The sequence below is a fragment of the Pseudoalteromonas sp. N1230-9 genome (genome assembly GCF_032716425.1).
GTDB lineage: Bacteria > Pseudomonadota > Gammaproteobacteria > Enterobacterales > Alteromonadaceae > Pseudoalteromonas.
Genome location: NZ_CP090419.1, coordinates 2891183 through 2904333 on the forward strand (window position 1 = coordinate 2891183; position 13151 = coordinate 2904333).

The 13151-nt window shown below is 40.9% G+C and carries 7 protein-coding genes; 3 read left to right on the plus strand and 4 right to left on the minus strand.

The window, feature by feature from the left end:
- Positions 1–155: 155 nt before the first annotated feature.
- Positions 156–3596 (plus strand): PAS domain-containing hybrid sensor histidine kinase/response regulator, encoded by a 3441-nt coding sequence (locus LY624_RS13460; RefSeq protein WP_341803196.1) that lies wholly within the window; start codon positions 156–158, stop codon positions 3594–3596.
- 12 nt (positions 3597–3608) lie between these two features.
- Here LY624_RS13460 and LY624_RS13465 read toward each other — a convergent pair whose 3' ends face one another.
- The gene (locus LY624_RS13465) at positions 3609–6224 is read right to left on the minus strand and encodes a DUF2339 domain-containing protein (protein WP_341803197.1); all 2616 of its coding nucleotides are present in this window, start codon (positions 6222–6224) and stop codon (positions 3609–3611) included.
- Between the two features lie 94 nt (positions 6225–6318).
- A complete protein-coding gene (locus LY624_RS13470) occupies positions 6319–7680 on the minus strand; it encodes a hypothetical protein (protein ID WP_341803198.1) in 1362 nt (453 codons plus the stop codon).
- Positions 7681–8028: 348 nt separating this feature from the next.
- Between LY624_RS13470 and purU the strand changes: the two genes are divergently transcribed.
- Positions 8029–8859 carry a formyltetrahydrofolate deformylase gene (purU, locus tag LY624_RS13475; protein ID WP_062568809.1) on the plus strand — a complete coding sequence of 277 codons (831 nt, stop codon included), beginning with the start codon at positions 8029–8031 and terminating at the stop codon, positions 8857–8859.
- Positions 8860–8909: 50 nt separating this feature from the next.
- Here purU and LY624_RS13480 read toward each other — a convergent pair whose 3' ends face one another.
- Together LY624_RS13480 and acs are read right to left on the minus strand one after the other, a co-directional pair.
- A complete protein-coding gene (locus LY624_RS13480; RefSeq protein ID WP_130149549.1) occupies positions 8910–9563 on the minus strand; it encodes a response regulator transcription factor in 654 nt (217 codons plus the stop codon).
- Positions 9564–9659: 96 nt separating this feature from the next.
- Complete coding sequence (gene acs / locus LY624_RS13485) at positions 9660–11600, minus strand: acetate--CoA ligase (RefSeq protein WP_130149548.1); 1941 nt, start codon at positions 11598–11600, stop codon at positions 9660–9662.
- A 304-nt stretch (positions 11601–11904) separates the two neighbouring features.
- Here acs and LY624_RS13490 point away from each other — a divergent pair, with 304 nt between their 5' ends.
- Complete coding sequence (locus LY624_RS13490; protein ID WP_130149547.1) at positions 11905–13074, plus strand: DcaP family trimeric outer membrane transporter; 1170 nt, start codon at positions 11905–11907, stop codon at positions 13072–13074.
- Positions 13075–13151 lie beyond the last annotated feature (77 nt).

Sequence of the window (13151 nt, forward strand, 5' to 3'; positions counted from 1 at the left end):
TGCGACATTAGTCTAATAAAAATACAAAAAAACACTAAAGACAATATTTTTCAATAAGTTAAATATAAAACTTTGTATATAGAAAAAATCAACACATCGAAATTATTCATAATTCTGATAAGGTAGAGTTATTACAATAATTACTGAATTTAGACATGACAGCTGCGCTTATTTTTGTTGCACTCGCCTACATTGGCGTGTTGTTCTGGCTAGCTAACTGGGGGGATAAAACCACTCCATTAGCAAAACGTATTAGCCACCACCCATTTGTATACTCATTCTCTTTAGGGATTTACTGTACATCTTGGACTTACTACGGCTCAGTGGGCACAGCTGCTACCAGTAGTTGGAACTACCTCCCTATTTTAATCGGTCCTGCGCTGCTGTTTTTCTTCGGTCAGGGCTTTTTACGTAAACTCGTCTTAGTAAGTAAAAAACAAAATATCACCACTATTGCCGACTTTATTTCAGCCCGCTATGGCAAACGTCAAACTACTGCAATTATGGTTACTATCATAGCCTTACTTGCGACTATTCCTTACATCGCTTTACAACTCAAAGCACTTAGTAGCAGCTTTTTATTATTACAAAATGACAGCCGTATTTCGGGTTCTATGCTGGCACTGTCGGCGACCTTGATCATGGCAATGTTTGCTATCTTTTTTGGCACACGAAAAGTGGATGTAACCGAATATCGCTCAGGGCTGATGCTCGCAGTTGCATTTGAATCTATGGTGAAATTACTGGCTTTAGTTGCCGTTGCGGGGCTTGCTTTATACACATTATTTAATTTAAGTACGGTGCAAGCCGAGCAATTAACAGGCTCTATCTGGCAGCATTGGCATAACTTTGATTTTCTGAGCTTCAATTTTATTGGCCAGTCTTTAATGGCCGCAGCCGCTATAATCTGTTTGCCAAGGCAATTTCATGTAACCGTCGTTGATAACCAAGACAAACGTCACCTTTATACCGCTCGTTGGGCGTTTCCACTTTACTTACTCTTAACGGCGGCAATGATTTTTCCGATTGCGACAGCGGCTATTCATCCAGGCATTGGTAGTGGCTTTTCACCCGATAGCTTTGTATTAGCACTGCCTTTAATACATGAAAATGCGTTTTTAACCACCTTTGTGTTTATTGGCGGTTTATCTGCTGCAACAGCGATGATAGTGGTCGCTACACTGACCTTAAGTACCATGATCTCAAACGATGTGGTTTTACCTTTAATGTTGCGCCGTAAGTTTAAACGTAACCTCATAACAAGTAGTTATAAATCACAGATTTTACTTGTGAGACGCTTCACTATTGCTGGCATTTTGATCTTATCTTATTTCTACCAGCAATGGTTTGGCCATGGTAAAGCGCTGGCAAGTATGGGGTTGGTTGCCTTTTCACTGGTTTCACAATTACTGCCTGCTATCGTCGGCGGTCTATACTGGCGTAAAGGTCATGCTTATGGTGTTTATGCTGGTTTACTTGCAGGTGTTATTTGCTGGATTCTATTTTTAATGCTGCCTATTTTAGATGCGGGTAACAGCCTAGATGCCGAGTTACAGCAAACACTTATAACCCGAGGTACGCTAATCGCATTATTTGCAAATATCGGCTGCTACATTAGCTTTTCACTGGGTGCCGATGAGCGCTTAATAGATAAGATTCAAGCCGCTGCATTTGTAAACCCGAAAGAGCAAGCGGTATTTGCAAGACGCTTAAATAAGAACGTTAAAGCCACGGTGTACGACTTTAAAGTACTATTACAAACCTTCTTAGGTATTCAGCGCAGTCAACAGGTACTTGCGCACTTTGCATTAAGCAATAAACTTGATGACAATAATGCTCACCCAGAGCCAGAGTTTATTGCCTATTGTGAGCGCGCTTTAACAGGCGTACTAGGCGCATCGTCTGCACAAGCACTTATTCATACTGTCGCCTCAGGGAAGCGCATGGCGTTTGAAGAGGTCGTCAATTTCTTTGACGAAACAACGCAAGCACTGCAATTTAATCAAAACCTGTTGTTCACCTCGCTTGAAAATCTCAGTCATGGCATTTCAGTTGTTGATAAAGAACTCAACTTGGTTGCTTGGAATAAGCGCTACGCAGAAATGTTTCACTACCCCGAAGGCTTTTTGGAAGTAGGCCAAGCGATTGAAGAGGTGATCCGTTATAACGCAGAACGCGGAGAGTGCGGCCCTGGCGAAATAGAACGGCATGTAGAAAAACGTGTACAACACCTTAAAAATGGCAGCCCACACCACTTTATTCGTCATCGTCGTAATGGCCAAGTCTTTGAGATGATAGGTAACCCACTGCCTGATGGCGGGTTTGTGACCAGTTTTTCAGATATAACAGCGCATATTGAAACCCAAAACGCTCTTGAGGAAGTCAATATGGATCTTGAAAACCGTATCGAAGCACGAACGCAAGAAATTCGAACGATTAACAAAGATCTGCAAGCGCAAATTGACAGTCGTGTGCAAACTGAGCAAGCACTCACTTTGGCTAAAAAAGAAGCTGAGCAAGCTAATGATAGTAAAACTCGCTTTTTGGCACTGGCCAGTCACGATATTTTACAACCGCTTAATGCTGCTAGACTTTATTTAGCAGCCATTGATGATAAAACACTCTCGAGTAATAACTTAAATAATTTTGAAAAACTCGGTGCAAGTTTAGATTCAACCGTCCACCTAATGTCTGCATTACTTGAAATAGCTAAGTTAGAACAAGGTGCGATGACGCCAACTCCACGCCATTTTAGTATTGACGATATTCTTGCTCCGCTTAAAAATGAGTACGCAATTATGTCGAGCGAAAAAGGTTTGAAACTCACAGTACGCTCTACAGGGATCATTGTACATAGCGACATAACTTACCTACGCCGTATTATTCAAAATCTTGTTTCCAATGCCGTGAAATACACCGATAAAGGAAGAGTATTAATTGCGTGCCGTAAACGAAAACATCATCTTCGTATTGAAGTATGGGATACAGGCCCTGGCATATCACAGTTGGAACAAGCAAAAATTTTCAAGGACTTTTATCGTATTGAAGCAGGTGACAATAAAGGGGTCGGTCTTGGCTTAGGCGTGGTAAAAAGAATGGCAGACTTACTGTCTTTACGCTTAGATGTAAGCTCAAACCTAGGCAAAGGAAGCCGCTTTAGTATTGAAGTCCCTTATGGAGAGAAACAATTTATACAACAAAAACAAACACCGAAAAAAGGCATGGAAAACCGCTCTGCTATGAATATTGTCGCGGTAGATGATGACCCTGAAAACCTTAATGCAATGGCAAGCCTTCTACAAAAGTGGCAAGCTAATTATCAGTTATTCGATAACGTAAACGCGATTATGGCATATGCTAAAGATCATCGTGCCCCAGATGTAATCCTGATGGATTATCAGCTTGGTCACGACTGTGACGGCATTACGTTAATTAAAACATTACGTGAAATTTGGCAAAGCCCTGTTCCGGCAATCTTAATTACCGCTGTACGTGATGAAGCACTTAAACAACAAGCAAAAGCTGAGAACATCCACTATCTCAGCAAACCGGTAAAACCAGCGAAGTTAAAAGCACTGCTTAATCACAGTGCATAACCTACTCTCTATTTAAGGCAAAGCGTGTGGCTTTGCCTTAAATTTTTGAAACAGCCAACTTAGTGCAACCAATGAAATACCTAAGCCAATAAATGACACCGCTCTTAGCAGCCCCGTTAGATTTGCCATGTCAATCAAGAATACCTTCAACACCACTAAAGCCAGTAAACCTAGCCCAAGCTTTTGCAGATCAACTATAGAGCGCAAGTGCCCCGCAATCACCACTAATGCACCTATCAATAACCATATTAACGAATATGTGTATAGTTCGGCGTCTGAGGTCGACTGCGCTAAATTAATAAGCTCACCTTGCCAGCTGTGACGTATTTCAGCATTAATATAAAGTGCAAGAAAAGCACCTGCGAGGCAAATTAATGGCTTAACCAATTTAGTATTAATAGGCTTTATTAACTTTGCAACCCATAAGGTTATTAATGCAGGCACAAACCAGAGCAGTAATAACCAGTTAATAATTGGCCACTGACCTATGTCTATAGGCTCAAAGAAAGGATTCAACGCAGTGAGTAGTTTTAATGCGAATAAACCAGCTAGTGTTAAAAGTACAATCGCACTAGCCTGATAAAGCCTTACCAAATGTTGAGTAAACCTCGAACGCAATAAATACACACAGCCTAACACGCCCCAGTTACAGGCAAGTAGAATGTGTTCATACACCGATAAATTATCAAAATCAGGATAACGTCCCACTAATTGATAACTTGTTTCAGTCGTTATAAACAAAGCGATACAATGTAAAGTTGCGCCTTCTAACCATACTCGAAGAGGCTGTTGATGCCAAAACCTTGCGGCCCAGTAAAACAAACATGCACTGACAGGGTAAACAATGAGACTCCAGTGAACACCAAACAGGTTTGTGTCATTATAATCCACTAACCAAGGGGCTACGCTCAAGCGCGCGAGTAAACCTGCAACTAATGCTTTTAATGGCCAACTTGGCATTGTGATGCTGTGCTTGTTCACATAAAAACTAATCAATAACACTTGCACCGTTAATGCGAGAGTTAAACTACTTCCTTCAAGTAGCATAGTTAGCGCTAAACTAATATTAGCATTAGCACCAAGCCAGTAGCAGAATACCTGTAAAGGATGGTTATTATTTACTGAGAGTTTAAATAACAGCGCACTGACCGCTAACAACACAACACACCATAACGGATAAGCGCTCATTAAAGCATGGTCAGGGGTAATTAAATATAAACTTGCTACAATTACAAAGGTTGATAGTGAAGCTATTAATGTAAACCCTAAACGTTTTGGATACTTGCTTGAAAAGTACCACCCATAACTTAAAAACAACGCACTGAAAAACAGCCCTGCTCCGTAGTTTTGCCTAAAGACAAAAAGCTGCTCTGAAAAATCAACGGTGTTATTTTGTGCAATCAATAGCATTACAACACATGCCAAAGCGAGTAGTAGCCAGTTATCCCATACACTATTTTTTAAAATCAAAAATAGTAATAAAACAACAAATAACAAAGTGCTAAGCTGCCAGACAAGCAATGCATTGGTAGTGCTCATTAATAAAAGCACAGGGGACATAATTGCCAGCAGTAAGGGAGTATCTGGCAGTTGCCTTAGCATTTTTGTAAAGCGATAAGGGCGGTGCTCTACCTGCCTTAGCTTTAACCCTAAACGCGGTATCGCAATCAATAGTAGAATACTCAAAGCTGCATACAGATTAATAAACCATAAAAATTGGCTTGATGCAGTGACAGCCGCTAACCAAAACCAACCTAAGTGGCCAGCCCATAGCAAATACCATAACCAATGGCGTTTCACATAATGAGCCACTAAAGAGGCTGATACAGTAACAAAACCAACATAGGTCAGTAAGGCAATAAAGTCGTTACTTCCTGTACTTACCCAGACCGGTACACTATAGGCGCCAATTATGCCAATAACCGCGAGCAGTGGGCCAAACCTTAATGCCATCCAACTGGCAGCCAGAGATACAAAGGTCAAAATACCAAAAGCAGGTAAAGGCTGTAATAATCCGTAATGTGAATAAGCAAGTAAAGTTAAAGCAAAACAGCTTATAAAGCCGCCACTAGCAAGTGCCGCAGGTATATAGTTACTAAACCCTTCAAAAACAATCCCTTTTCGATGCAACACCTCGGCGACTGTAATTAAACTTACACCAAACACAGCCCCTAAAATAACCCGCATAGACTCTGATAATAAACCTGCTTCAAGTGAATAACGAGCAAGGAAAATCCCACCAAACGCCAGCGCTATAGCTCCTACCCAAGTTAACCAATTGGCTTTAAATTGAGCAATAATTGGCGAAAGATAATCTGGCTTGGGCTGTTTTGAAACGCTGAGTTTAACATTATGAGAATCAACTTTAGGCTGTTCAAGAGTGGTTGAATCGGGCTCTGTGTTAGTGGGTGAAGGCTGTGCATGCTCTCTTAATTGCGATTCAACATGAGCTGATACTTTAGCTTCATCAGCAAGATGCGGCTGATACGACTTTGACGTGATCGTCTTCCTTAACGCTATCACTTCTTTTCTTAAATTTGAAAGCTGAAACAGGGCAACAATACCCGCCACTGATCCAAACAGAATTACTGCAACCAGTAACACTATTAACGCAATACCTTCATCCATACATCATCCTTGTTTCCATAAAGCAAACGCTCTAATTATTTATACAATAAACATTTGCCGTGAGTAAAGCAACGAAGGTACTGCGTCAAACCTGTTAAGATTGTTCGGTGACAGTTCGCTCTAATGTCATTTTAAAGCCTGAATCTGCGGCATCATCATGCTCTATAATCAAAATGTAATTGCCTTCTTTGGTAAAATCCATATCACTTTGTTGGAGTAAAACAATTTGTTGCCCATTATCTTCAAATACAACATAGGTGGTGTAAATCTCATTATCTACGACTTGTTCTTCTTGATCATATTGATCGATACCATCAATAACATTACTCGTGTCTTCAACTGTTTCCCCATTGAGCGTGAAATACACGTCAACCTCATCGATATTCTGCCCTGCGTAACTGTCAATCAAATTCACGACTGTCACAGCATGGCTGTAACTACTTGGAGTTAAGTTCTCTTCAAGTGTCATCATACGCGGGCCGTACTCTTTATCTTTATAAAATACGCCCACAGCACTTTGCTCGCGTTCCAGAGTCAGTAAAAAGTTATCAACGATTTTATCTCCGGCCTCATCTAGCATAGCGATACTGTAGCTATTAGGTGACATATTGATGTAGTTTGAATACTGATCACTTGCAACAACCTCTGTGTTGTTGGTTGTTGTTCCGCGCGTTATCTTAAATTGTGTTTGTGGGTAGTCATCAATTGTATTTATAAAACGCAGCTGACCTTCGGCGTCTTGGTGATTAAGCTGAGTAACAGAGTTACTTGCTGTTACAACATCAAGGGTTATACCATCCTCTTCAGTCGCATAACTTGGGCGTATCATCGCAACATAGCTGGCTTCATCATTAAAATACACAGTAGGCGAGGCAAAAATGACATCTGTACTGCCACTCAAGGTAACATAAAGTGTGTAGTAGCCCTCCTCTAAAGTCGAAAGTTCCGGTACTGTAAGATATGGCGAGGTACTAATGAGCTCTGCTGTATCGAATAGACCATCGTCCGTTGCAATATAAACATCGTATAAATTATCTTCACCCACAATATTGAAAAAGCCGAGATTAAAGTCGTCTTCATCGGCAGATGTTGGAATACTCAGTTCAGTAAAAGTTGGCTCTGCAAAATCACCATTCATAACAACTAACTGAGTATAGTCATTTTTAATATTAATCGTGTCTTCATTAATTGTGATGTAACTATCATTCGCATCAATATATTCAAAGCTCAACTCATATTCACCAGAGCTGTAATTATGACGGGTTGATACATCTCCAAAATTAGTCCCCGATCGCTCGGTATCATCTACAAATAAGCGAGTATAAGGGCTGTTATATGAGCCATTATAAAGTTGTACATAACCACTATCACTGCCACTACTATCGTCACTTGAGCATGCAGTAAGTACACAGATGAGACTAGAGGCCATTATTGTTTTAAGCAAAGTGCTTTTCATGAAGTTTTTCCTTATTATTTTAATGCTCCCTTTGGACTAGAAAAAATCAGGAAAATTTCATATTTTACAAACTATTACCTTGATTTACAGTTACTTACCAAACTGTTAAAAAACGTATAGAAAGATGTGCAAAGCTACGTATTTAATAAAAATTATGGACAAAAAATCACACTTATAAAATAACTACTTCACTTTTCCACAAACAACCAATAATCATTACACTTTGTAATACAGCAAAGAGAGTTCGGCTTTTCTTAAATTAATTATTAGATAGTTAAAATTGCGCTATGCAGCACTTAAAAATTAGCAAATAATAAAGGCCACACAAACGGGATTAGAATGAGGACTATGAACACGATTTTAACCACGCAATGCGATGATGATGTTGGCTTAATTGCCAAAATCACAGGCCTTTGTCATGAGCATAATTTAAACATCACACGTAATAATGAGTTTGTTGATAAAGACGCCAAGCGCTTTTTTATGCGTACTGAGTTAAGTGGCACTGTATCAGATAACTTTTTACCTAGCCTTGCAACCTTACTTCCAGATGGTGCTGAGCTTGCACTGCATAGCAGCGAGAAAACCAAAGTTGTACTGCTTGCCACTAAAGAAGCACATTGTTTGGGTGGTGTTTTACTCAAACAATTTGAAAAAGCTTTGAATATTGAAGTATTGGCCGTTATCGCAAACTATCCAGACTTAGCCCCTTTGGCAGCCGGTTTTGATGTACCATTTCATGTTGTTTCTCATGAGGGGTTGAGCCGTGCAGAGCACGATCAGCAAGTGGGTGACCTAATTGCCAGCTACCAACCTGATATTATTGGCCTTGCTAAGTATATGCGAATTTTAAGCCCTGAGTTTGTCGCTCGCTTTGAAGGGAAAATAATCAATATCCACCACTCATTTTTACCGGCATTTATCGGTGCAAAACCCTATCATCAGGCTTTTGAGCGTGGCGTAAAAATCATTGGTGCAACAGCTCACTTTGTTAATAATGAACTCGATGAAGGGCCAATTATTTTGCAAGATATAACCCATGTTAGTCATGCTGATACCGCAGAAATGATGGCAAAAATGGGGAAAGATGTTGAAAAAACAGTTTTTTGCAAAGCCTTACAGTTAGCCTCTGAGCACAAACTGTTTATTAACGGTAATCGCACCGTGGTATTTGCTTAAGTTATTTTAATGAAGAGGCTAACCGCCTCTTTATTATTTTTATTATCTAATTACGAGTTCGACTCAATAGGATCAAGTTGAAGTTTTGAGGCAATAAGGACCGCTTGAGTACGGTTATATACTCCAAGTTTTCTGAAAATAGCGGTGATATGTGCTTTTACCGTGGCCTCAGAAATATGTAATTCATAAGCGATTTGTTTGTTTAATAAGCCTTCGTGTAAGTACTGCAACACTTTATATTGTTGTGGCGTTAACGATGCCACCTGAGCGGCTATTTCTTTGTCTTCGCCATCAACCGCGGCGACTTTATCTTTAAGCTCTGTGGGTAACCATACATCCCCTTCAAGAATATGGTTAATAGCTATGGCAATATCATCTGATGACGATGATTTAGGTATAAACCCCATCGCACCATATCCCATCACTTTAGAAACAATATTAATGTCTTCACTACCTGACACCACAGCTATGGGTAAGCTTGGATAGTCTTCGCGAATACGAATAAGGCCGTATAAATCGCCATTACCTGGCATGTGAAGGTCTAGCAGTAGAATATCAAGATCTTCTTGTTCGCTAAGCACTTGCAATGTGGTATCAAAGTTTTCCGATTCAAACACTTCTAAATCAGCGAACTTAGCACTCAATGCCCCTTTCAGCGCTTCACGAAATAACGGATGATCGTCCGCTATTAAAAACTGACTCATGGTTCACTCCTAATAAATTCGGCTGACACCTATTTCTAAGTGACAGCCGATATACTACGTTTAGAATCAACTTCTAATCAAGTTTTTAACGCATTTTTAACGATTTAATCTGTTCTCGATTAACTCATCAACCACACTCGGATCGGCCAGTGTTGAAGTATCACCTAACTGTTGATGCTCATTTGCCGCGATTTTACGTAGAATTCGACGCATGATTTTACCAGAACGTGTTTTCGGTAAGCCTGGCGACCATTGGATCATATCTGGTGATGCAATTGGGCTTAGTTCTTTACGAACCCAGTTACGCACCTCTGCTGTTAACTCATCACTGACAGTCACGCCTTCATTTGGTGTAATATACACGTAAATGCCCTGACCTTTAATGTCATGTGGATAGCCAACAACAGCCGCTTCGGCAACTGCTTCGTGAGCAACTAATGCACTTTCGATTTCAGCTGTACCTAGACGGTGGCCTGATACGTTAAGCACGTCATCAACACGACCAGTGATCCAGTAGTAACCATCTTCGTCTCGACGACAACCATCACCTGTAAAATACACACCTGGGTATGCTGAGAAATAAGTTTGCTCAAAACGTTCATGATCGCCATAAACTGTTCGCGCTTGTGAAGGCCAGCTATCTAAAATAACTAAGTTACCATCAACTGCACCTTCAAGCGTATTACCTTCGGCATCATACAATGCAGGGGCAATCCCAAAGAATGGGCGAGTTGCCGAACCTGGCTTCATATCTGTTGCACCCGGTAATGGCGTGATCATAATGCCGCCAGTTTCGGTCTGCCACCACGTATCTACGATTGGGCAATTTTCATTACCAATATGCTCGTAGTACCACGCCCACGCTTCAGGGTTAATTGGCTCACCAACAGATCCCATAATACGTAAACTGGTACGTTTTGATGTGGCCGTTGGCTCGTCGCCTTTCGCCATCAGAGCACGGATAGCCGTTGGTGCAGTGTATAGAATAGTAACATTGTGTTTATCAATTACTTCACCCATACGGCCCGCTGTTGGGTAAGTCGGCACACCTTCAAAAACAACCTGTGTGCAACCGTTAACTAATGGACCATATGCAATGTAGCTATGACCTGTGATCCAGCCCACATCGGCACTACACCAAAATATATCATCTTCTTTTAAGTCAAATACGTACTCGTGGGTCATTGATGCATACACAAGGTAACCGCCTGTGGTATGAACAACCCCTTTAGGTTGACCCGTTGAACCTGAAGTGTAAAGAATGAAAAGTGGATCTTCTGCATTCATTGGCTCAGGTTCACACTCTGGTGGTAAATCTGCTACTAGGTCATGCCACCAAACATCATGGCTATTCCACTCAACGTCGCCACCTGTTAATTGATGCACGATGACATGCTCAACACTGGTTACCGAGTCTTGCGATACAGCTTCATCAACGTTTGCTTTAAGTGGTACACAATTACCTGCACGACGACCTTCATCAGATGTAATTACAACCTTAGCGCCTGAGTCGTTAATTCGATCAGCAATTGCTGACGGAGAGAAACCACCAAATACAACAGAGTGAATGGCACCAATACGCGCACATGCTTGCATTGCATAAATAGCTTGTGGAGTCATTGGCATATAAATCGCGACGCGATCACCTTTAGAAACACCTAACTTTTTAAGGCCATTGGCGAGTTTTGCTACTTCATCATGCAGCTTTTGATAGCTAATGTTTTCGCTTTGTTCAGGGTTATCACCTTCCCAAATAAGAGCCGTTTTGTTTGCATTTTTGGCAAGGTGACGGTCGATACAGTTGTAAGAGGCGTTCAATTGTCCGTCTTCATACCAACGAATATTAATGTGACCTTTATCAAATGACGTGTTCTTCACTTTATTATAAGGGGTCGACCAATCAAGACGTTTACCGTGCTCTCGCCAGAATCCTTCTGGGTCATCAATAGATTGCTTATACAGTGTATTATATTTATCGTTATCAACGAGTGCTGCATTCTTGATATGCGCTGGAACTGGATAGATACTTTGTGACATTGTTGTCGTCTCCATGTTAATTACTTGCCAAAGGCTTACTTCAAGGATCACTCAGCAAAGCGACTTAAAATATTAGACCTTAGTTGTATATCTCACCAATAAACAAAAAACTTCGTAATCACCTTCTATAATCAAGTCCAATGTACTAATACATCTGACTAACTACCTTAATTTAAACAAACTTTGTTGCTCATTAGTATTAGTACCACCTTAGTCTAATAGACCAATAGATAATTGAGAGAAATCACTTCTTAAACAACAGTGATACAACAACATACAAGTAGCTTTGACAGGAATACACATTATGACAACAACAAAAGTAACAGCCCTGAAGACATTAACTGCATCAGCAGTACTTTGTGCGCTGACAGGCACAGCACACGCAGCCACCATAGGTAATACTGATATCACCTATGGCGGTTATGTAAAACTCGATGCAATGTGGAGTGATTACTCATCAGGTATCCCTGATGGTTCAAGCGTTGGTCGCGATTTTTACGTGCCAAGTACGACTCCTGTTGGACCTGATACAGACAATGATGCTGTCTTTGATATGCATGCTCGCCAATCTCGCTTCAACTTTGGTACCGCAACCAAATTAGATAACGGAAAAACGATAAATACAAAAATTGAGATCGACTTTTTAGCATCTGCACCAGGTGGTAATGAGCGCGTTACTAATTCATATGCACCACGTATCCGACAAGCCTATGTCACGTATGACGGTTGGTTATTCGGTCAAGCATGGTCGAACTTCCAAAACGTAGGAGCTCTTCCAGAAACCCTTGATTTTGTTGGCCCAGCAGAAGGTACTGTGTTTGCTCGCCAAGCTCAGGCAAGATACACAACGGGTAGTTGGTCTTTTTCAATCGAAAACCCTGAAAGTACCATTACCACTCAAGGTGGTGCTCGCGTAGCAACCGATGATGCCGCAATGCCTGATTTTACAGCCCGTTATACTCACAAAGCGGACTGGGGTGAGTTAGTTGTGACAGGTCTTGCACGCCAATTAACCTATAAAAAGAATGGTATTGATGCCGATGAGTCTTCATTTGGTATTAGCGCGTCTGGTAAAGTAAACTTTGGTCAAAACAACCTTAAATTTATGCTTACACAGGGTTCAGGCTTAGGTCGCTACGTGGGGTTAAATGTTGCTCATGGTGCCGTGCTTGATGGTGATGATCTTGATGCCATTGATTCAACATCAGGCTTTATTGCCTATCAGCAACATTGGAATAGCCAATGGCGTTCAACTTTCCTTTATTCATTCTTCTCTGCTGACAATAATAGTGACTTATTTGCAATCTCTGGCGACCCTACAGAAACGAGTCAAAGCTATAGTGCAAACATCTTATACTCACCTGTTAAAAAGCTTACGTTTGGTGTTGAATATAAACATGCTGAGCGTGAACTAGAAAGTGGCACAGATGGCGATATGGATCGTTTGCAGTTCTCTGCAAAATACGTTTTTTAATCCCTAATCAGTTTTACTTCCTGAAGCGGCCTCGGCCGCTTTTTTTGTTTATTTTAAGCCAACACCGACAAACCTAA

Bases quoted from the DNA above. Each gene is read 5' to 3' on its own strand.
- purU (WP_062568809.1), top strand. From the start codon at position 8,029: ATGAACACGATTTTAACCACGCAATGCGATGATGATGTTGGCTTAATT.
- acs (WP_130149548.1), bottom strand. From the start codon at position 11,600: ATGTCACAAAGTATCTATCCAGTTCCAGCGCATATCAAGAATGCAGCA.
- LY624_RS13470 (WP_341803198.1), bottom strand. From the start codon at position 7,680: ATGAAAAGCACTTTGCTTAAAACAATAATGGCCTCTAGTCTCATCTGT.
- LY624_RS13460 (WP_341803196.1), top strand. From the start codon at position 156: ATGACAGCTGCGCTTATTTTTGTTGCACTCGCCTACATTGGCGTGTTG.
- LY624_RS13465 (WP_341803197.1), bottom strand. From the start codon at position 6,224: ATGGATGAAGGTATTGCGTTAATAGTGTTACTGGTTGCAGTAATTCTG.
- LY624_RS13490 (WP_130149547.1), top strand. From the start codon at position 11,905: ATGACAACAACAAAAGTAACAGCCCTGAAGACATTAACTGCATCAGCA.
- LY624_RS13480 (WP_130149549.1), bottom strand. From the start codon at position 9,563: ATGAGTCAGTTTTTAATAGCGGACGATCATCCGTTATTTCGTGAAGCG.